Annotated in this window: 21 protein-coding genes; 6 read left to right on the top strand and 15 right to left on the bottom strand. The window is 34.2% G+C overall.

Going from position 1 to position 19,742, the window contains the following annotated elements; all coding sequences use genetic code 11:
* The first annotated feature begins 87 nt into the window (after nucleotides 1-87).
* From truA to K0R77_RS10495, 4 genes are all read left to right on the top strand, one after another.
* Nucleotides 88-825, top strand: coding sequence for a tRNA pseudouridine(38-40) synthase TruA (gene truA / locus K0R77_RS10510; protein ID WP_300352408.1), 738 nt, complete (start codon nucleotides 88-90; stop codon nucleotides 823-825).
* A gap of 60 nt (nucleotides 826-885) precedes the next feature.
* Nucleotides 886-1,473, top strand: a complete 588-nt coding sequence (locus tag K0R77_RS10505) for a Crp/Fnr family transcriptional regulator (RefSeq protein ID WP_300352038.1) — start codon at nucleotides 886-888, stop codon at nucleotides 1,471-1,473.
* Nucleotides 1,474-1,704: 231 nt separating this feature from the next.
* Nucleotides 1,705-2,475: an alpha/beta hydrolase gene (locus tag K0R77_RS10500; protein ID WP_300352037.1), complete on the top strand. Its 771-nt coding sequence runs from the start codon at nucleotides 1,705-1,707 to the stop codon at nucleotides 2,473-2,475.
* 132 nt (nucleotides 2,476-2,607) lie between these two features.
* Nucleotides 2,608-4,359, top strand: coding sequence for an ABC transporter ATP-binding protein (locus K0R77_RS10495; protein ID WP_300352035.1), 1,752 nt, complete (start codon nucleotides 2,608-2,610; stop codon nucleotides 4,357-4,359).
* Here K0R77_RS10495 and K0R77_RS10490 read toward each other — a convergent pair.
* Nucleotides 4,354-4,707, bottom strand: coding sequence for a hypothetical protein (locus K0R77_RS10490; RefSeq protein ID WP_300352033.1), 354 nt, complete (start codon nucleotides 4,705-4,707; stop codon nucleotides 4,354-4,356). The two genes, K0R77_RS10495 and K0R77_RS10490, sit on opposite strands and share 6 nt — an antisense overlap.
* Before the next feature lie 356 nt (nucleotides 4,708-5,063).
* On the opposite strand from K0R77_RS10490, the gene K0R77_RS10485 reads away from it, so the two are divergent.
* Nucleotides 5,064-5,276, top strand: a complete 213-nt coding sequence (locus K0R77_RS10485) for a hypothetical protein (protein WP_300352032.1) — start codon at nucleotides 5,064-5,066, stop codon at nucleotides 5,274-5,276.
* A 48-nt stretch (nucleotides 5,277-5,324) separates the two neighbouring features.
* Here the strand turns inward: K0R77_RS10485 and K0R77_RS10480 are convergent, their stop codons facing one another.
* The 8 genes from K0R77_RS10480 to K0R77_RS10445 all read right to left on the bottom strand — a co-directional run bounded on the left by K0R77_RS10480 (nucleotide 5,325) and on the right by K0R77_RS10445 (nucleotide 12,656).
* The gene (locus K0R77_RS10480) at nucleotides 5,325-6,089 is read right to left on the bottom strand and encodes a DUF3575 domain-containing protein (protein WP_300352031.1); all 765 of its coding nucleotides are present in this window, start codon (nucleotides 6,087-6,089) and stop codon (nucleotides 5,325-5,327) included.
* Between the two features lie 143 nt (nucleotides 6,090-6,232).
* The gene (locus K0R77_RS10475; RefSeq protein ID WP_300352029.1) at nucleotides 6,233-7,207 is read right to left on the bottom strand and encodes a T9SS type A sorting domain-containing protein; all 975 of its coding nucleotides are present in this window, start codon (nucleotides 7,205-7,207) and stop codon (nucleotides 6,233-6,235) included.
* Nucleotides 7,208-7,400: 193 nt separating this feature from the next.
* Nucleotides 7,401-8,072: a hypothetical protein gene (locus K0R77_RS10470; protein WP_300352027.1), complete on the bottom strand. Its 672-nt coding sequence runs from the start codon at nucleotides 8,070-8,072 to the stop codon at nucleotides 7,401-7,403.
* A 40-nt stretch (nucleotides 8,073-8,112) separates the two neighbouring features.
* Entirely contained in the window at nucleotides 8,113-8,553 is a 441-nt protein-coding gene (locus K0R77_RS10465; protein WP_300352026.1) for a DUF1801 domain-containing protein, read from the bottom strand.
* A gap of 32 nt (nucleotides 8,554-8,585) precedes the next feature.
* A complete protein-coding gene (gene arr, locus K0R77_RS10460; RefSeq protein WP_300352024.1) occupies nucleotides 8,586-8,993 on the bottom strand; it encodes an NAD(+)--rifampin ADP-ribosyltransferase in 408 nt (135 codons plus the stop codon).
* A complete protein-coding gene (locus tag K0R77_RS10455) occupies nucleotides 8,990-9,745 on the bottom strand; it encodes a hypothetical protein (protein ID WP_300352022.1) in 756 nt (251 codons plus the stop codon). Before K0R77_RS10455 ends, arr begins: the two co-directional genes overlap by 4 nt.
* A gap of 122 nt (nucleotides 9,746-9,867) precedes the next feature.
* Nucleotides 9,868-11,925 carry a M48 family metallopeptidase gene (locus K0R77_RS10450; protein WP_300352020.1) on the bottom strand — a complete coding sequence of 686 codons (2,058 nt, stop codon included), beginning with the start codon at nucleotides 11,923-11,925 and terminating at the stop codon, nucleotides 9,868-9,870.
* Nucleotides 11,926-12,116: 191 nt separating this feature from the next.
* Nucleotides 12,117-12,656 (bottom strand): hypothetical protein, encoded by a 540-nt coding sequence (locus tag K0R77_RS10445; RefSeq protein ID WP_300352018.1) that lies wholly within the window; start codon nucleotides 12,654-12,656, stop codon nucleotides 12,117-12,119.
* A gap of 227 nt (nucleotides 12,657-12,883) precedes the next feature.
* Here K0R77_RS10445 and K0R77_RS10440 point away from each other — a divergent pair, with 227 nt between their 5' ends.
* Nucleotides 12,884-13,732, top strand: a complete 849-nt coding sequence (locus tag K0R77_RS10440; RefSeq protein WP_300352016.1) for a winged helix-turn-helix domain-containing protein — start codon at nucleotides 12,884-12,886, stop codon at nucleotides 13,730-13,732.
* Between the two features lie 49 nt (nucleotides 13,733-13,781).
* On the opposite strand, the gene K0R77_RS10435 is transcribed toward K0R77_RS10440, so the two are convergent.
* From K0R77_RS10435 to K0R77_RS10410, 6 genes are all read right to left on the bottom strand, one after another.
* Nucleotides 13,782-14,045, bottom strand: a complete 264-nt coding sequence (locus tag K0R77_RS10435) for a hypothetical protein (RefSeq protein WP_300352014.1) — start codon at nucleotides 14,043-14,045, stop codon at nucleotides 13,782-13,784.
* Between the two features lie 156 nt (nucleotides 14,046-14,201).
* Nucleotides 14,202-15,128 carry a kelch repeat-containing protein gene (locus tag K0R77_RS10430; RefSeq protein ID WP_300352012.1) on the bottom strand — a complete coding sequence of 309 codons (927 nt, stop codon included), beginning with the start codon at nucleotides 15,126-15,128 and terminating at the stop codon, nucleotides 14,202-14,204.
* 146 nt (nucleotides 15,129-15,274) lie between these two features.
* Nucleotides 15,275-16,528: a hypothetical protein gene (locus K0R77_RS10425; RefSeq protein ID WP_300352010.1), complete on the bottom strand. Its 1,254-nt coding sequence runs from the start codon at nucleotides 16,526-16,528 to the stop codon at nucleotides 15,275-15,277.
* A 102-nt stretch (nucleotides 16,529-16,630) separates the two neighbouring features.
* Entirely contained in the window at nucleotides 16,631-18,256 is a 1,626-nt protein-coding gene (groL, locus tag K0R77_RS10420; protein WP_267607970.1) for a chaperonin GroEL, read from the bottom strand.
* 107 nt (nucleotides 18,257-18,363) lie between these two features.
* The gene (gene groES / locus K0R77_RS10415) at nucleotides 18,364-18,642 is read right to left on the bottom strand and encodes a co-chaperone GroES (RefSeq protein WP_034723531.1); all 279 of its coding nucleotides are present in this window, start codon (nucleotides 18,640-18,642) and stop codon (nucleotides 18,364-18,366) included.
* A gap of 154 nt (nucleotides 18,643-18,796) precedes the next feature.
* Nucleotides 18,797-19,687 carry a hypothetical protein gene (locus K0R77_RS10410; RefSeq protein ID WP_300352004.1) on the bottom strand — a complete coding sequence of 297 codons (891 nt, stop codon included), beginning with the start codon at nucleotides 19,685-19,687 and terminating at the stop codon, nucleotides 18,797-18,799.
* Between the last annotated feature and the right edge of the window lie 55 nt (nucleotides 19,688-19,742).

Raw genomic sequence — 19,742 nt, 5'->3', positions numbered from 1 at the left:
TATGATAAATGACTTTTCAACATTTATTGTAAAAATATCATTCTGTGGTATTGTCAAATTAGAGTATTTTTGTAGGTCAATTTTATTATTTTGAGATATTTCATAGAATTTTCATACAACGGCAAAAATTATTTTGGTTATCAGATTCAGCCAAAAGATATTTCTGTACAGGAAGAATTGGAAAAAGCACTTTCTACCATTTTAAGAGAACCCATAAAAACAGTAGGAGCGGGAAGAACCGATACCGGAGTTCACGCAAGGAAAATGTTTGCCCATTTTGAGACAGAGCAATTTTTAAGCGATCAGCTTACTCATAAAATGAACAGTTTTTTACCTTCCGATATTTCAATCAAAAGAATTTTTCCTGTAAAAGATGATTTTCATGCACGTTTTGATGCAACTTTCAGAACGTATGAGTATTATATTTCATTAGAAAAAAATCCTTTTACAGAAGATTCTGCATGGCAACTTTGGAGAAGAAATATTGATGTGAATATAATGAATGAAGCCTGTAAGATTTTATTTGAATATGAAGATTTTACAAGTTTTGCGAAACTTCATACCGATAACAAAACCAATCTCTGCAAAATCTATAAAGCGGAATGGGAGCAAAACGGGAGTGAACTGAAATTTACCGTTTCAGCCAATCGGTTTTTGAGAAATATGGTAAGGGCAATCGTAGGAACAATGGTTGAGGTGGGTTCCGGGAAAATACAACCGAATGATATTAGAAAAGTCATTGAAAATAAAAACAGAAACTCGGCAGGGACATCTGCACCCGCTCACGGACTTTTTCTGGTTGATGTGGGCTATGAATTTGAGTAAGATTTATTTTAATAAAGTAAACAGAATCTTTATGTAAACTAAAAACTAAAACTAAAAACCATGACTGAAATCGAAAAATTGGCATTTGCACTCAATCAATTCGCTGGTCTTACGGAAGAAGATTTTAAATTGTCTTCAAATTTTTGGTTACCCAAAGAATACAATAAAGGAGATTTTTTCAATCTTCGTGCTACAGTTTGTACGTATTTTGGATTTATCGTTAATGGAGTTTTCCGTTCTTACACAATTGATGAGAAAACAGGAGAGGAAAAAAATGTTTTTCTGTATTCTGCAAACGGTTTCGTCGTTTCTTTTAAAAGTTTTATCAATCAGATTCCTTGTGATTATCATACCCAGGCTTTGACAGATGCATCGATTATTTACATCAGATACACAGACTTGCATTCTCTGTATCAACAATCGCATCAGTGGGAAAAATTCGGAAGACTTTTGGCGCAGGAAGCTTTTAATGTAACAATGAGCAGAATTGAAGGATTTATTTTGAAATCTCCCGAAGAACGATATTTAGATTTAATCAAACAGCATCCTGATATTTTTAATAACGTTCCGTTGTATCATATTTCTTCTTATCTGGGAATTCAAGGGCCGTCTTTGAGCAGGATAAGAAAAAGAATTTCCGAGAAATAGGCTAAATATTTTAAGTAATTAAACTTTGTGATCTTTGCTGAGTTTACGCCTTTGCGAACGAAAAATATTTTCAATAATTTTAAAAAAATCTTTGCGCACTTTGCGTTAAAAAATAGCACGTGATTAATAATTGAATAAAACTTAAACTTGCTGTCACGATTTTAACCAAAGTTAAAATTATCGTCGTTTTATCTTCGCAACTTTGTCTCATAATTTAAAACAATATTTATTATGAAAACAAAAACGATCGTATTGATTCACGGATTATTCGTTAACAATACAAGCTGGAAAAACTGGAAAACTTATTTTGAAGCTCAAGGTTACACCGTTCACACTCCATCAAACCCAGGACACGAAGGAAATCCGAGTGATTTGAAAAGAAATATTCCTTCGGAACTGAAAAATGTAGGTTTTGATGACACGGTAGAAAATTTAGTAAAATTCATCGACACACTTCCTGAAAAACCAATCGTTATTGGGCATTCATTCGGTGGATTGATGGTTCAGAAACTAATCGACATGGGAAAAGCAGCTGCTGGAGTAAGCATTGATGGTGCGCCTCCGAAAAATGTGATGGCTCCTTTTTCTACTGTAAAAATTGTTTGGCCTGTTGTGAATTTCTTCAAAGGAAATTCAGCATTTTTAGGAACAAAAGAATGGTATCACAAAGCATTTTTTAATAATTATTCTAAAGCTGAAAGTGATAAATTGTATGAAGCCGTTGCCGCTCCTGAAAGCAGAAAATTGGCAAGAGATCCGCTTTTCAAATCATCTGCAAAATTAGATTTAAACAAACCTCACGAACCGTTGTTATTTATTGCGGGTTCAAACGACCATATTTTCCCTGCCGCATTTTCTAGAAAAATTGCCAATGCTTACAAAGATGAAAAAAGTATTGTTGATTTTAAAGAATTTGAAGGTAGAAGCCATTTTATTGCGGGTGAGGAAGGTTGGGAAGAAGTGGCGGGATATATTTTAAACTGGTTGAGAAAACTGGCTTAAGATTTATTTGCTCAATAACAGGAATTGGAAACTTTCTATGACTATTTGATGGAGTTGTAAAGGCTGTAAAATTTTAAAGTCTTATTTTTGCAGAGAATTTTCTCAAATTAATTCTTTACGTCAATTTCGATAATGAAAAAACAAGATACTTGGGCAATAGTAAAGAGACTTTTCTTCATCGGTATGAAGTTTCGTTCCTGGTTTATTTTTACCCTGATTATTTCCATCATACTGTCCATAGTTTCCACTTACAGACCTTATCTTACAATGCAGATTGTAGATAATGATATTACCAAGCTGAAAGACAAAGCCTTGATGATGAAGCATATTTACGCTTTGGTCGGATTGGTTTTTGCGGAGACAATTTTAAATTTCTTTTTGGTTTATTTTTCGAATTATATTTCGCAGAATGTCATCAGAGATATTCGTGAAAGGCTTTATAATAAGCTAATTTATTTCAGAACGGCCTTTTTTGATAAAACTCCGATCGGACAATTGGTGACGCGTGCTGTTGGTGATGTTGAAACTATTGCAACGGTTTACACAGACGGTTTTTTGATGGTTTTCGGTGATATTTTGAGAATTATTTTTGTTCTGTTTATGATGTTTCAGGTGGATGTACATCTGAGTTATATTTCTCTTGCTATTTTACCTTTGATGGTTGTCATTACCAGATTTTTTCAAAAAAGACTGAAGAAAGCTTTTGGTGATGAAAGAACATGGACTTCTAATCAAAACTCATTTGTGCAGGAAAGACTTGCCGGAATGCCGATTATTCAGGTTTTCAACAGACAACAGGCAGAATTTAAAAAGTTTGACGACATCAATATTACTTTGAAAAGTGCTTTGCTGAGAACGGTTTTCATCTTCTCTCTGTTTTTTCCTGTTGTTGAACTGATCTCTTCGCTTTTCATAGGTTTCGTATTATTTTACGGAGGATATATTACGATCAGCGCGGGTGTTGTTATTGCATTTATTCAGTTTATTTCGATGCTGATTCGTCCTTTGAGACAGATTGCAGACCGCTTCAATAATATTCAGCGTGGGATTGTAGGTGCAGAAAGAGTGTTAGGCATTATGGATGAAGATTACGCCATGCCAAACAATGGAAAAGTTTCTAAAGATCATTTTGACGGAAAAATAGAATTTAAAGATGTACGTTTTGCTTATGACGAAAAACAGGAGGTTTTAAAAGGAATAGATTTTAAAGTAAATCCCGGAGAAACTGTAGCGATTGTAGGAGCAACGGGAGCCGGAAAATCTACGATTATCAGTTTGATTACGAGATTATATGATATCAATTCCGGAGAAATTTTCATTGATGATGTTGAGTTGAAAGATTATGAATTATACAATCTCAGAAGTCATATCGGTGTCGTTTTGCAGGATGTTTTCCTTTTCCACGGTAGTATTTATGAAAACCTTGCTTTCGGTGACGATAGTGTAACTTTAGAAAAAATAAAAGCCGGTGCAAAGGAAATTGAAGTCGATGATTTCATTGAAAGCCTTCCAGGTGGTTACGAATATGTGGTGAGCGAAAGAGGATCGTCTATTTCACTTGGTCAGCGACAGCTATTATCTTTCCTGAGAGCTTATTTATCGGATCCTAAAATTCTTATTTTGGATGAAGCGACCTCATCAATCGATCACGAAAGTGAAAAACTGATCCAAAGAGCTACGGAAAAAATTACTAAAAACCGTACTTCAATCATTATCGCACACAGGCTTTCCACAATTGAAAAAGCCGACAAAATCATTGTGATGGAACACGGTAAAATCGTTGAAGAAGGAAAGCATCTTGAGCTACTTGACAAAAACGGTTATTATGCGACTTTATACAAAGCACAGTTGCGTCATGAGATTGAAGTTGAAGAAGAGCTATAATCCGTAAGGAATAAATCCGAGGTCTTTTTTCCAAACATCTCCATATTTTTCGGTGAGTTCTTTGGCGACCAATTTGTTGTTTTTTTTTGCTTTTTGGGAAAGAAACTGGCTGATGACACAGTTTTGATAGATTACTGCAATTCCATATTTTTTTCTGAATTCTTCGTGATTTCTTGACATGATTCCGAATTGCATAAAGTGTGGAGCGTTTTCATCTGCCAAAACTATTGCATTGTTTTCTGTACCCGGTTTGATTTTAAAAGATTTGTTATTTGTCTTTTTTTGAGCGAAAGCCAAAGTTGAAAAAGCAAGTAAGGTTAAAATCAGAAATGAGTTGAATGATTTCATAGCTAAATGTATTTCATATTGGATGGTAAATTCTTTTCAGAGTTAAATATTAAATTCCATAATAATTTTTATCTGTTTTGATTCACTGTGATAAAAAACATTAATTCGGGTGCATCAAAAAAGCACTATTTTACATTATTTGTTAACATTAAATTAACATTGAATTCATTTTTGATTAATAAATATGCGGTTAGGTATACTTTTTGTTATTTAGATTAAATATAAAAAATATGGTAAACCCTATGGTTAATTCAAATGAAATTACTAAATTTATTAAAAATTTAACCATCTGTTGAAATTAATGGGGGTTGCTTTGAAAAATATTGATGAATTTTAACTTAAACCGGAATATAGAGATGAATAATATCCAAGACGAATTTCAAGTCTTAAAAGAAGAATTAAAGAAATTAAATATTGATGTGCAGAAAGTGGTAAAAGTAGGAAATGGAAGTATGGATTTCCATGAGGTCTTTTATAAGTCCCCACGATATGATGATGTAAGAACCGTATACGTACAGCGTCATACGCTTGATCATCTTATTGAAAAATTTAAAGATGCCTATAAATAAAAAAACACCGTTTACAATTGTGAACGGTGTTTTTTTATGCTGATAAAATTAGAATCTGTAACCCAGTGAAAATCCGCTTCGGAAGCCGGCCCATGGTCCGTCAACCTTTATTCTTGCACCATTAGAATTGGTTTCCACAGTATAATCTACAAACGGAATATCTAAATTTTCAATCTCCTGTTTTAACTGAGCTTGCATTTCGGGAGTAAGAATAATATCGCTTGTTAAGCTAAAATCTCCTCTTCCGGAGCCGTAATGTGCTCCTGCAATCCAAAAATCAAGGATAAAGCTGTGCTGCTTGTTCAGAAAAAACTGCGCTCCTACCATCAATCCTCCACTGTTTCCGCTGGCATCTCCCAAACCTTTTAAAGGAACCGGGATGATAGTCCCGAATGCGCTGTAATCGTAAGTGTAATCAAATGTATTGGTAGAAACCTTCGAATATCGGTAATAAGGTGCAAAATAAAAGCCTTTTCCGTAGCCCTGACCAATATAAAATCTGGGTTCTATGGTAAAATTGGTTGCTTTTATTTTAAGATTCTGAAAATCTTTTTCATCTTCTTCGCTTAAAAAAGCATTCATAAAAGGAACTTTTCCTTCAGCAACTGTCCCGAAACCAACATTGATGGCAAACCATCGGTTGATAGATCTTTCGTATGACAGATTGATATTTCGGAATGCATATCCGGTAATATTGGTTTTAATAATATTCATTTTATCTTCAGGAACGGTATTCACTTCTGAAGTGGTGATTTCCTGTGCACTGATTCCCGAAACTAGAAAGTACGGGACAAGGAAAAGTAGTTTTTTCATGGCGTAATATTTTGATTAAATTAATAAAAAAAGGTATTTGGTGTGATGAAATTTAAAAGAACAATAAATTACAATTCTGTTAAATCAAAAACCGTTCTAAAAACTTAAAACGGCTGGAAATATTTTTAAATAATTAAAGATAATTACTTTCTGATGAATTTTATGCTTTCAGATTGAGATTTGTTTCCTGAAACTTCAATGAAATAAGATGACGGTGGTAATTCCGAAACCTGTACTTTCCCGGACTTCAAATCTGATGTCTTGATCAGTCTTCCGTCTAAGCTGTAAATGTTGACTTTGGAATATTTAGATAAGTCTCCTTTAAATTCGATAAAATCCTGTGCGGGATTTGGATAAATTTTAAATGTATCTTTTTTGGCTACATCAGATGCTGCAAGGAAAGCTTCACTCAGAGCTTGGGCGACATTTGTGGTCTGTGCTGTCCCCTGAACGGTAATTACGGCATTCGTTGTGCTTAATAACGGGAATTTGTGAGCACTGTCGTAATATGTATATGATGTATTGACTACAGTTCCTACCGGAAAACCAAATACAGTTAAAGAAAAATTCTGTACAGATTTGATTCTTAAAACATTGGTGTAAGTTTTTGCGCCAATGAGAAGTGTTCCCGATGCGTCTGCTGTAATGGCAATGGTACCACTGAAATTTCCTGAGCCTGCTGTTGCAGAAAATGTGCCTGAAGCAGTATCATTTTCAGAATATCCGAATGCTGCAGGATAGCTGATGAATGTGCCGTTGTTGGTGGAGAAATTCAGAGTAGCATCGGGAGTTACCAATCCGGTAATTTCCAGTTTGTTGGCGGTTTGCTTATAGTGAACAGTACTTCCGCCTCCGATCATTTTGATGGTCGTTCCCGGAAATGTTGAAATGTCGGTCGTAGTCGGTGCAGAATAGGTATTGACCGATGCAGAGCCTTGTGTCAAACTACTGTTTGAAAACGTAGTGTTGGCTCCTGTTGCAGAATTATCTACGGTTCCGTTAACGTTGACATTATTGACGGTTTCTCCAATGATAGGATCGTTGAATGCTTTGGTAATCGTTGTTTGTGCGGAAAATGCTGCAGTAGATGCTATTAAAAAGAATAAAGTTGTTTTCATATTTACTTTTTGATAAAGATAATTAAAAAGCAAATTGTTTTTTTATTTATTTGATAATGAGAAAAGCAATCTATCTATCCATATTTTTCTTATCAGTTTTAATAAAGGAAATTTGGATATTTCGCTGTGATTTTGCAACAGAGTTTTATTTTGATTCTCTTCAAGATTTGTTAAAGAATTACTTTCATTCTCTTCATAGGGCTTCATTTCTAAATAATTCATCTTCGTCAAGTGGCTGTATTAAATCTGCACTGCCTTTATGTGCGAATTGGAGATAGTCTTTTGGTGGAATTGGTAATTTGCTTTCACATTCTTTTGAGCAGAGATTTGTCAAAAGAGGTAATATATCAGTTCCTACTTTTAAAGAAATCCACAACTGATTTGTCTGTTCATAAGTCATTGTTTTAGTGCAAATACTGCAATTTAAAGTGTCACCGAAATATCTTACGGGATTATGAACTAAGTTTGGAAATCCCATTCTGTTCTTATAATTGCCGTACAAAATTCTTGTGCTTACTCGACTGTCTTTAAGATTTTTACATTTTGTAATTTCATAAGGAAACCAATTTAAATTGTATGAAGTGTAGGGATCAAAATATTCAAGTGCTTCCATTTCTCCGATTTCTGGTGGAATGCATTTCAGTTTGCTTCCGTAAAGCCAAACTTTCTTAACCTTTTTTAGTTTTGATATTGTTTCCGGTAAGGTATGTATTTGAGAAAACAATTCTAATCCAAGTTCTTCTAAAGGTGAAAATTCATCAAGATTTTCGTCTGCAACTTTGTCAACATATTCACAGAGTTTTTTCCAGGCAACAGAATTTCTGTCTTGTACATGGTTCTCTATTTTTGATATCCTTTTTCTCATTTCGTGTGTTCGGTATTTTTAAAAAATTAAGTTTTGTATTCTATTTCTCTCTACACGCACATTCGTGATTTTCATTTATATACACAATTGTAGTTTTACAAAGCTTTTCTAAAGAATCAATATTAATATCAGATAGCTTTTTTATATAAATGCAGGCTTTACCCATTTTAAATTTCCCGAGATCATTCAGCAGATGCTTATTTTCTTCAGTGGGCGCATAGACGTAGAGCGAGAATTCTGCCTTGCGTGGTGAGAATCCAATGATAGGCATATCTCCTTCGTGTCCGCTGGCGTATTTGTAATGATAACTTCCAAATCCGATAATTGTTGGTCCCCATATTTTGGGTTCACAGCCTGACCATTCGCTCATCAATTTTATGAGTTGATAGCTGTCAGTTTTCTTTTGTTCATTTTCAACATAGGAGTTGATGAAATCTGTGACGCTGACTTCTGTCTCATTGGTTTTGTTGGGTTTCGCCATGATTGTAGAATTTTTATGTTACTCTGTAATAATTAATCTTCAATGGCTTCAATGCCTTGCTCTTTCAGCTTTTCTAAGTGATCTTTCATCATTTTGAGCTGTTCAGGTGAATGTCCCTTCCAATCTGTAACTTCGCCCACCACTTTAAATGGGTGTTGAGAACGGTAAGATTTTGTAGGATTTCCTGGGAATTTTTTATCTGTTACGTTAGGATCATCTTCAATAGAACCTGTTGGTTCTACGATGTAGATTCTTTCTTTTCCATCTCCGAAAGCCAATTCTGCACCCCATGTTGCCGCATCCAAAGTCTCGGAAAGATAAATGTACTTTGATTTCCTTTTTGTACCATAGTTTGATACAAAGCCGACTTCGATGAGGTCGCCGGTTTTTAAATCTGCTTTTGTACCGTGGTAGTAGAGTGGGGTTTGTTCTGTGCTCATTCTTTTAATTCATTTAAATAGTTATCATTAATACTTCCTTCAAATTCGTTTGAAATTATATTTCCTAATCTGTATCTAAATTTAGTTTTAAAATTACCAATTATACGAGGTTCAAAAACTGTTGCAATTTCATTTGGTTTTAAAGCAATATATCTGATCCCAGTTCCGCAATTGTATTTTCTGAAATTATATATTTTTTTCCAAAGATTATCTTTTCCTAAAGCTTCAAGCTCTATCGCTACATTATTTCCAAAACCAATAATTCTTTCTCTTGTTTCAAGATTATAAATTGTAACTGGAAAACCATCATAATAAATTTTCTGTTGAGGTATTTCTTTTGTAGATGCTTGTCCATCATTTATTTTATCAACCTCTGCCTCAACTTCAGCTTCTGTAATTTTAGAATAATCAATTTTTGTTTGAATAAGCGGAGTTAAAGTATTTGTATCTACAAAAATTTTAATATTATCGTAGTGCCGTTCTTTAAACTCTTTATTTAATGAATCATTATTAGTCTTTTTATAGTTATTTTCTAAAATATCACTATATCTTTCAGAGTCATTGTAGCTAACATTAATTTTTTCTCTAATTGTCCCGATATATTGTATCTGTTTATAATAAAAGAAATGAATGTCTTCTGTTTTTTCTAAGGCTACATTTTCAACGTTATCACAAATATACTCAGGATGAATTATTCTTTGGGAATATAACATTGAGTTTAATATCAACAAAAATGATAAGTATATTTTCATGGCAACAAGATCGATTTGTAAATTTAAATGTTTTTAACTAACGAATATAAATTCTGTTTATTGAATATATAGCTTAATAAAACAAAAAACCGCTCTGCAAAACAAAACGGTTTGTGTTATAATTAAGAAACCTTTTCTACACGATGATGTTCTTCAAGATCTTTCATTAATGAAAGCACTTCTTTTTTGATCAAAAAATATTTTCTGTGAAGAAAATAGGGTAAAGTATTGATTGCTTTCATAAGCAACTGTAAATTGGAATTAAAATATTCTTCGTTTCGGAAATAGATATGCTCTTTCTCTATATAATCTTTTAAATCTTTTACATCTTTCTCGCTCAATTCTGAAATGAGAAGAGGATTCTGAAGATGAAATCTTATTTCTTGTTTTAATTGGTCTTCAAGAGATTTAAGGCTAATGAAATTATGTCTGATCTGCTCAAAAGGAGTTCGCATACTGATAAAAGCTGTGGCGTTTATAAGATCTGTATAAAGTTTGAATTTATCTTCATATTGCTTATCGTAATCAGAGAATGATTGATAAAGGCTTATAAATCCTGATTTTCTATTTTGATTTTCTGAAATTTTGAGGAAATAATTATAGATATCAGAGTCGTTTTTTACAATCTGATCTTTGATTTCCACTATAGATTTTTCAATCTCGGGAATAAGCTTTTTGGCTTCGGCGACTTTATATTTTCTTCCGTCATAGTCGAAGGTTTTTAAAACAAATTCTTTATTAGCAATAGCTTCGATTGTTTTCTTGTCACTTTCCAAAGCGATCAATGTATAAACAAGTTCTACCTTTTCATTGTCGAAAAGATGATCGAACTGAATATCTTCTGATAACAGATTTTCCTGAACTTCAGAATCAGGGTTTTTATTATCGTAATAATTATTAAAAATTTTATCAAATGAATCTTTCTGATATTGCGTTTCAAATTCCGTTTTAAAAGTTTCGAATTCTAAATCTGTTCGTCCGCGTTCGTATTTTACATTAGAGAAAAGTTTTGCAGTCAGCTTTTCTTCTGTTTTTTCAAAATCTTTAAATAAATCTTTTGCGGGTTGATTGTCAGTATCTTTTACAATATTAAGCTGTCTTAGTTTTGCCACCCGATCTTCAGTAGAAGGATGTGATGCCCATTGATTTTCTATATTCAATTTTGATTTGTTAAACAATCCTGATTCTGCAAGTTTTACATATGGAAGATCGTATTTGGTCTCCAGTTCACTTTGATCAGCAAGAAAATTCATGACAAAAAACTGTTCGCGGTAAATATTTTTGCTCGACTGGTTTTTTGAAATTCTTGCCTCATAAAAATTAAGAACATTGTTATACGAATTGTTGGCAAGCTCTAATCTCAAAAGCGATTCTTCCAAAGAAATCGAACCGGCAATATGGGCGGCAACTTCATCTGCATGAAATTCCATTTCTCTGGAAAGTGCCATATGACGGATGTTGACGTAAGAATACATCTTGGCGAGAACCCATTGAATTTTTGAAGTAATAAAAATCGCAAGCGATGCAAAAATTGAAAAATAACCGCTGAAATTTGCAAACTTTTCGATAGAACTCCTATAAGATGCATCGTCATTCACCAAATTAAAAATAATCTGATTCACATTATACACATAACTTCCAACCTTCATCGAACGTTGTGAGAAATGCCCGAATTCGTGGGATAATATGGCTTTCAGTTCCTGTTTTGTGGTTGTGTTGATAAGCCCGGCTCCAATCGTGAGATTTTTCTGAATAGGGAAAAACATACTCCAAAAACTCGAATCGTAGAATACACTTGCGTTGACATCGGACGAGAGATACACTTTTTTCGGAAAGTTGGTTTCGGCTTCTTTTACGATTTCGTCTATCATTTTAAAGAGTTCAGGTTCGTCTGACCTTTTGATTTCCGTTAAATAACTTCTGTCGTTGATGTGTTTTTTAAATAAAAATTTAATGATAAAAAAGAACACGAAAATTCCTGTTCCTGCCAATCCGGCTCCCAGCATTATCGTTAGAAACATAGGTTTTGCTGCAATAAGCCAAAGTCCGCCACCGATGCAGGCTAAAGCTAAAAGTATAGTAAAAAGAAAAATAAGTATGTAGACAAAAACAAAGATAACGATAGAAGAAACCGCTGCTTTGGTCTTTTTTCTAAAATCCCGGGAAATCTGAATGTGCATGATTATAATTTTTTACAATAATACATACATCCGATTAATCGGGCAAGAAAATCCTGTGTGGCAGAGTTAAATTGTGTTTATTTTAAAAATGAATTAACACGAGTAATACACTTTTAATAACCTGTGATTTAATTAACTCTGTCAAGGTTTTAAACCCTGACAGAGTTAACACATAAAAAATTAGGACTTAGTTAACAACCGCCTTTACGAGGGATACGTTTAAAAATTACTTTATGATCTCGTTCCAGATATTCGCAAGATATTATTGGATAAGAATACTTCGGTGCATGCGACACATGATGGCTTTTTAGCATTATTTTTTCGTTCACTTTCAGGTTGTGCAATTGCTCAAGTTGATGCTTTTCCGCGTCAAATGTTACAATATAATCTTCATCATTAATTCTGACCATCACTCCGAAACCTAATCTTGAGCCTGGCGGAAGAGAAAGAGAGGTGACCACTCCTTCCATATTGGTGTAATTTGTAATGTGCTTCCAAATTTTAGCTTCAGCGGCATACACTTTTTTACCGCGGGGAGACACTTCCCATTCTTTAAACTTTTTACCAGTAGGAGTAGCTTCCCATTTTTTCATTTCGGCATTCTTTGCAGCTGCAGACAGTTGCTTTTGAACCGGCTTTTTAGTAGTTTCATTCGGGATTTCGCGATTGGCGAATAACAGTCCGCTTACTACAACCAATGGTAAGATTAGTACATAAATTACTTTTTTCATAATTTCTTTGGATTTTAAATTAAATATAAATTCTTTTGCTCGGTCAAATCTGATAAGACCTACTTTTATTTTTAATAGGCCATCAAAGTTGACTTAGCGAAAATACTTTGATATTTTTCTGCTTTAAGGATTTGAATTGTAAATAAAATTGTAAACTTTGTAAATAATAACTTGACACTATGCATCTTAGTCAAAATCTCTTCTCAGGAAAGCGAAAATACCTTGTTATGTTCATGTTGCTCTCATTGATCTTTGTAATCTGTGCAGCTTTCAGTACGGAGGATAAGGACGACTTTAATTTTGCCAAAAGGGAAGTGTTACTCCGCAAAATAGGACATGAACTGCTTTTACAGTCAGGCGATCGTACATCAAGAGTGCTTCCTGTAAAAAAAATCGGAGAAAATGAATATCAGATCAGCTTTGAGAACGAACTTACTTTTCAGCCGGATTCTTTGGTGAATCTTACAAAGCGGGTGTTGGCGAAAGATCCGCTCGCGAGTGATTATATTGTTAACGTTTTGAACTGTCATAACTCCAGCGTGGCTTATGGATATTCGGTTTCAAAGAGTAAAAAAGATGATATTGTAGCCTGTCTGGGAAGAAAACAACCCAAGGCTTGTTACATGATCAACATCAAATTCAAACCAACAGGAATCAACACAACAAAGAGTGTCTATCTTGTGGGCGGCCTGTCTTTTTTAGCTTTTATTGGTTTTATTTTTTTGAGATCTAAATCTGTAAAGTCACGAAAAGTTTTACCTGAAAGTCAGCATACTGATCTATTCACTTTAGGCTCTGTATTGTTTGACGCGAAAAACAGAAAGCTCATCATTAATGATAAGACCATTGATCTTACCTCAACGGAAAGCCGTGTATTGCTTATTTTCGCATCGTCTCCCAACGAAATCATCGAGAGAAGCCGACTGCAAAAAGAAATCTGGGAAGATGACGGTGTGATTGTAGGACGAAGTCTGGATATGTTCATCTCAAAACTCAGAAAGAAACTGGAAATTGATCCGAATATTAAAATTGTGGTGATTCGTGGAAAAGGGTATAGGCTTGAAGTCGGCGATTAAGAAAAACATTTGGCTTTATTGTTTTTCAGATGTCACTATCAATAATATTCTAGATATTCACCAGATTTGAAAACGGCTGTAAAGTGCTGAAATCTAATAAATTGTACTTGATTGCCTCTTCGAACTGGTTGAACGCCTCTTCGAAGTGGTTGATCGGCTCTTCGAAACACTTGATTGTCTCTTCGAACTGGTTGAACGCCTCTTCGAAGTGGTTGATCGGCTCTTCGAAACACTTGATTGTCTCTTCGAACTGGTTAATCGCTTCTTCGAAATGCTTGAACGCCCCAACGTAATGCTTGATTGCCTTCACCAAGAAGTTGACATCATCAACGAATGAGTTGAAACTTATGTTGAAATGATTGTAGGTCTTATCGAAAAGGTTTTTCGTGGTTTCTTGCTTTTATGACATTTAGGAAAAGACTTTTGTAGCTGTAAAGTCACAGATTACAAATCTGCAACATCGGGGGGGTTATTTAGCAGAAAGCACTTCTTCGCTAATATCCGCAACCTGAATGCTTTTAATAGCTGATTTGGTTGAGGATGCTGTACTTCCACCCATGATGTATAATTTTTTGTTATATATTTCCGCAGCAGCATGTCGTCTGGGAATCATATTGGATGATAACTGATGTAACGTATTGGTTTCTGTGTCAAAATAGGCCAAAAAAGTTTGATTATTATAACCGCCTGCAATAAAAATCTTATTACCGGATACCGCTAATGAATGACCCGATATCGCAGCAGGCATCGTGTATTGCTCTGTCCAAAGATTTTTGTTGAGATCAAATACGTTGACCAAGCGGGATGATGTACCGTTAAAACCACCAATAACATAAAGCTTATCATTCACTATTTTGCCCCTTGCTTCTCTGGCGGTGGGCATATTCGGTAACGGATGCCATGTATCTGAAGCAATGTCATAATATTGGAATCTATCAGAAAATACTGTGGTGGCGGCATTGTTGAGTCCACTTCCGCCGAACGTATATATTTTTCCGTTATGAATGGCAGAACCTGCATTTCCTGTGTAGGCACGATTAACAGCTCCCTTTGTTTTTTTATGAGTTTCAAGATCTATAATTTCAAGATGACTGTTTCCCCACCCGTTAAAAATATAAATTTTATTACCGTAAGTCTCCGAATTGGCGAATCTTTTAGGGACCAGACTAGAGTTGATAACACTCCATCGGTTATCTTTAATGTTGTATTTCTCAATAAAATTTGCATAACCATCCGAATCTTTATAACCATTGCTCACATAGATATTGTCACCTGCAATAGCACTGCTTATCGCTCCTCTTCTCACAGACATATCCGCAAGATGTTTAAAATGTAAGGTTTGTGCATTGGCTAAAAATAAACCGAAAAGTGAAAGGAGGAATGATTTTGTTTTCAATGGCGTTGGGATTTGGTTTTAAAGATAGGAAAAATGATTGATTGTAAATTTGCAATGTCGAGTTGTTTTGAAATAAAAAACCGCTCTTCAGTTGAGCGGTTGATGTCAAAATGCACAGATTATAAATCCATACTATTAAAATTTCATTATATTTCTTTCGAATTTATAATTATTTTTTTTGCTATTTCTGCAATCATTTCAATTTCAATTTTTAATTTATGTAAGTTTGACGAAGTAGGACTAAATGGAACTGCCTTACTTTCATCAAAATCTGGATTTGAGTGTACAATTGAGCATCTTAAAGAATAAATTCTTTTGGTTAATTCACCATAAAAGTTTCCATCTTGATCGAAGTTTATTGCTGGAAGTTTTAATGGTTTGATACAATCAATCGTTACTTCTTCGGAAAAATAATTAAGTTTTTCAATATTTAATAAGGTTTCTTTTAAATCTTCTCTATCAATAAATTGCCGAAGGACACGTTCTACTTTTACTTTATCACCTGTATACTTGTCGTTTTCTTTTTTGAAAATATTTATGGCTGTATTAACATATTGATCTGTTTTTATATGAAAATCAGGTTTTAATAATAGTTTTTTTACTTCTTTTGATACTATATTATATGCACTTTTATCTGAAAAGTATTCTAAGATATGATAATAACATATAAATTTAAATGGAAGATAATCAACTTTTTCTGCTAAATGAAAATATTGAATTAACTCAGGAATATATTTTTTAAAGACTAAATTTATTTTTTCACTAGGTATCTCATTGAATTTCTGCCTTTTTCTAACAAGACGTCTTATTAAACTATCGATATTGACAGTTTCAAAAGCTATACCATAACTAAACTCAATGTCGAAAAGGACAGAATTAATAATATTACGTGTATCATTAATTATACCTTCATTGCTACTTTTAATAAAATTATTAATTTTAAGAAAAATTGTTTTTTTAGTGTGTCTAGCTCCACCGGGTACTATTTCTAGTAATTTTGTAATATTACCTTGAGCATTATCAACTTCAATGGTAATATTTAAATCATTTTTATTGTAAAACATACCTATCTCAATGATAGTATTTTCTGAGTCGTCCTCTCTTTCATATAGTCTATATGGTTTAAATCCAATTGTACTTAAAAGAACCTCAATCGTATTTTCTTTCTTTACAGCTACAAAATCCGGATACACAAAAAGCTCTTGTTCTAAAAAATGGTGTAATCTCTCTAATCTTTCATCATCCCCAACATTAATTTTTAAGTCTGGATTTCCTGTAAAACCATTTACATAAAAAAGAAATTTGTTTTCATCTTCAAATTTTTCATAAAATGGATTATCTTTTTTTTCTATAACAATATTTGGAAATTTTTCTTTTAATTGTTGTAACTTTTCTTCCATGTTTTTATTAGTTTTCTCAAATGTAATTAAAAAAAATAATACAAAATAAAAAACCGCTCAGAAAATCTGAACGGTTTTATATATTTAAAGCATCGGTGATGACTACATCATTCCCGGCATTCCACCTCCCATTGGCATAGCAGGTTCTGCGCTCTTAATTTCAGTGATGACACACTCAGTTGTTAATAGCATTCCAGAAACTGAAGCTGCGTTTTCAAGGGCAACTCTTGTTACTTTGGTAGGATCGATGATTCCTGCTTCAAGCATGTTGACATACTCGTCAGTTTTAGCGTTGTATCCGAAGTCTCCGCTGCCTTCAGCAACTTTAGCAACGATTACAGAACCTTCACCTCCTGCGTTAGCAACGATTTGTCTCAATGGCTCTTCGATCGCTCTTTTTACGATTTTGATACCAGTAGTTTCGTCAGCATTGATTCCTTCAAGATTAGCCAAAGCAGAGATTGCTCTTACAAAAGCAACACCACCACCTGCAACGATACCTTCTTCAACAGCTGCTCTCGTAGCGTTTAATGCATCGTCAACTCTGTCTTTTTTCTCCTTCATTTCAACTTCAGAAGCTGCACCTACATACAATACAGCAACACCACCAGCTAATTTAGCCAATCTCTCCTGTAGTTTTTCTCTGTCGTAGTCAGAAGTAGTTGTTTCCATCTGAGCTTTGATCTGGTTTACTCTACCTTTGATCTTGCTTTCTTCACCACCACCATTTACAACCGTTGTGTTGTCTTTGTCGATCGATACTTTCTCAGCAGTTCCCAACATATCAAGAGATACGTTTTCCATTGTGAAACCTTGTTCTTCAGAAATAACCTGACCACCAGTTAAGATTGCGATATCTTCCAACATTGCTTTTCTTCTGTCACCAAATCCCGGAGCTTTTACAGCAGCAATTTTAAGAGAACCTCTTAATTTGTTCACTACCAAAGTTGCCAAAGCTTCACCTTCAACTTCTTCAGAAATAATCAATAAAGATTTTCCGCTTTGTGCGATTGGCTCAAGAACCGGAAGTAATTCTTTCATTGAAGAGATTTTTTTCTCAACTAAAAGAATGTAAGGATTTTCCAATTCAACCGTCATTTTTTCAGGATTCGTAACGAAATATGGCGACTGGTAACCTCTGTCAAACTGCATACCTTCTACAACGTCTACTGTTGTATCGATACCTTTAGCTTCTTCTACAGTGATTACACCTTCTTTACCTACTTTTCCGAAAGCTTCAGCGATCAAAGACCCGATTGTTTCGTCATTGTTTGCAGAAACTGAAGCTACTTGCTTCACCATTTCTGTAGAATCACCAACTTGCTTAGACTGCTCTTTAAGGTTAGCAACAACAGCAGTTACTGCTTTGTCGATTCCTCTTTTCAAGTCCATTGGGTTTGCACCTGCAGCAACGTTTTTAAGACCTTCTCTTACGATAGCCTGTGCCAGAACAGTAGCGGTAGTAGTACCGTCTCCTGCGATATCATTGGTTTTGGAAGCAACTTCTTTTACCATTTGCGCTCCCATGTTTTCTACTCTGTCTTCAAGTTCGATTTCTTTTGCTACAGAAACACCATCTTTAGTTACGTGAGGTGCACCAAAAGATTTTTCGATTACTACGTTTCTACCTTTTGGTCCTAAAGTTACTTTTACTGCATTAGCCAATGCATCAACTCCTCTTTTTAGAGCGTCTCTTGACTCGATATCGAATTTTATTTCTTTTGCCATTTTGATTAGATATTAGATGTTAGATGTCAGAAGTTAGACATATAACACTTGTTTTAATTTGATTTTAATTTGAATAGTCTGAAATCTGATGTCTTGTATCTGGAATCTTATCCAATTACTCCCAATAAATCTCCCTCTTTTACGATTAAGAAATCTTTTCCGTCTAATTTTAATTCAGAACCTGAATATTTTCCATAAAGAACTTTGTCACCAACCTGTACAGTTGTAGGCTCATCTTTTTTACCGGGACCTACTGCTACTACTGTACCTTCTTGAGGTTTTTCTTTTGCAGTGTCCGGAATAATAATACCTGAAGCTGTTTTAGTTTCTGCAGCGATGGGCTCTATAAGCACTCTGTCTGCTAAGGGTTTAAAGTTTACTGACATAATATTTTTATTTTTTAATTATTTCTGTTTCGTAAATCTCTAAATGTGTGCCAATGGGTTTAAAATAGATTTTTGGCAGATTTTTTTTTGAGATGTGAAATTTTGGCAGAAAAAAAGTTCACCGTTTGTAAGTGAACTTTCCATGATTTGAATGCTATTGACAAGATTTACCATAATCATCCAATAGTTTTTTGTACATATTGGTATAAAGTTCAGATCGGTATTTCATATTAATTCTTGCTGCTTCAGCTCCTTTTTTACCTTTGATTAAAGCTTTCCGTTCAATATCAGATTCCTTTTTGTTTTCTTTGAAAGTTTTGTTAGAGAAGTATTCGTTTTTTCGTGCTTCATCTACTTTTTTTAGAAACTCAGGACAGTCGGCACCTACAATTTCATAAGCTTTATAAAACTTTTTATAAAGTTTCTTCATATTAAATAAATCCAAAGGACTCAACGAACTGTAATCTACCGGCGCAACGGCAAGAGTTTCATTGGGTTTGCTGAGATAGATCATTACGTACATCAGTTGGCAATGATCCTCATTTCCGTTGGAACCCGATGAGAAATTATCACCAAAATCTGCTTTGCACATCATGCTTCTGTAACCGTAAAGATTAATTGGCCCTTTCTCCATCAAAGGCAGCATGAGTACTCTGCCTTCTGGTTCCAATTCTAAATCGTTATTGATTTCCTTTACAATACGTTTATCAAGTTGGAATTTTTCCTGAGTGTCTTCATTGGTATAAATAAGACTTTTAATACCCGAAACAGGAATGAGCTGTACAGTTGCATCGCTTTTTGATGATTTAAATTTAACCTCTTTTCTGTGCAGATTGGCACTTTTTTCCGAGCTTTTACCAATGTAGGTGAAAGTCGCAACATCAGGAAGCATGAAATCCTGTGCAAATCCGTTCTTTGTTGTTCCGTCTTCCATAAGAATTTCAATGGGTAAAAAATCTCTTTTCCCTGTATAAAACTGTAATGACTGGGCAAAATATGATTGTGCTGATGCAATAAGCATCAGAAAAAGGCTGAGTTTTTTCATATAAATTATTTAGTTTTTGTTTAAAGATTACAAATTAGCATTTCAAACTGGTGTA

This window comes from Chryseobacterium sp. (assembly GCF_029240215.1).
Classification (GTDB): domain Bacteria; phylum Bacteroidota; class Bacteroidia; order Flavobacteriales; family Weeksellaceae; genus Chryseobacterium.
This window is presented reverse-complemented; position numbering and strand designations above follow the sequence as displayed.

Bases quoted from the DNA above. Each gene is read 5' to 3' on its own strand.
- K0R77_RS10505 (WP_300352038.1), top strand. From the start codon at position 886: ATGACTGAAATCGAAAAATTGGCATTTGCACTCAATCAATTCGCTGGT.
- K0R77_RS10500 (WP_300352037.1), top strand. From the start codon at position 1,705: ATGAAAACAAAAACGATCGTATTGATTCACGGATTATTCGTTAACAAT.
- K0R77_RS10495 (WP_300352035.1), top strand. From the start codon at position 2,608: ATGAAAAAACAAGATACTTGGGCAATAGTAAAGAGACTTTTCTTCATC.
- K0R77_RS10490 (WP_300352033.1), bottom strand. From the start codon at position 4,707: ATGAAATCATTCAACTCATTTCTGATTTTAACCTTACTTGCTTTTTCA.
- K0R77_RS10485 (WP_300352032.1), top strand. From the start codon at position 5,064: ATGAATAATATCCAAGACGAATTTCAAGTCTTAAAAGAAGAATTAAAG.
- K0R77_RS10480 (WP_300352031.1), bottom strand. From the start codon at position 6,089: ATGAAAAAACTACTTTTCCTTGTCCCGTACTTTCTAGTTTCGGGAATC.
- K0R77_RS10475 (WP_300352029.1), bottom strand. From the start codon at position 7,207: ATGAAAACAACTTTATTCTTTTTAATAGCATCTACTGCAGCATTTTCC.
- K0R77_RS10470 (WP_300352027.1), bottom strand. From the start codon at position 8,072: ATGAGAAAAAGGATATCAAAAATAGAGAACCATGTACAAGACAGAAAT.
- K0R77_RS10465 (WP_300352026.1), bottom strand. From the start codon at position 8,553: ATGGCGAAACCCAACAAAACCAATGAGACAGAAGTCAGCGTCACAGAT.
- arr (WP_300352024.1), bottom strand. From the start codon at position 8,993: ATGAGCACAGAACAAACCCCACTCTACTACCACGGTACAAAAGCAGAT.
- K0R77_RS10455 (WP_300352022.1), bottom strand. From the start codon at position 9,745: ATGAAAATATACTTATCATTTTTGTTGATATTAAACTCAATGTTATAT.
- K0R77_RS10450 (WP_300352020.1), bottom strand. From the start codon at position 11,925: ATGCACATTCAGATTTCCCGGGATTTTAGAAAAAAGACCAAAGCAGCG.
- K0R77_RS10445 (WP_300352018.1), bottom strand. From the start codon at position 12,656: ATGAAAAAAGTAATTTATGTACTAATCTTACCATTGGTTGTAGTAAGC.
- K0R77_RS10440 (WP_300352016.1), top strand. From the start codon at position 12,884: ATGTTCATGTTGCTCTCATTGATCTTTGTAATCTGTGCAGCTTTCAGT.
- K0R77_RS10425 (WP_300352010.1), bottom strand. From the start codon at position 16,528: ATGGAAGAAAAGTTACAACAATTAAAAGAAAAATTTCCAAATATTGTT.
- groL (WP_267607970.1), bottom strand. From the start codon at position 18,256: ATGGCAAAAGAAATAAAATTCGATATCGAGTCAAGAGACGCTCTAAAA.
- groES (WP_034723531.1), bottom strand. From the start codon at position 18,642: ATGTCAGTAAACTTTAAACCCTTAGCAGACAGAGTGCTTATAGAGCCC.
- K0R77_RS10410 (WP_300352004.1), bottom strand. From the start codon at position 19,687: ATGAAAAAACTCAGCCTTTTTCTGATGCTTATTGCATCAGCACAATCA.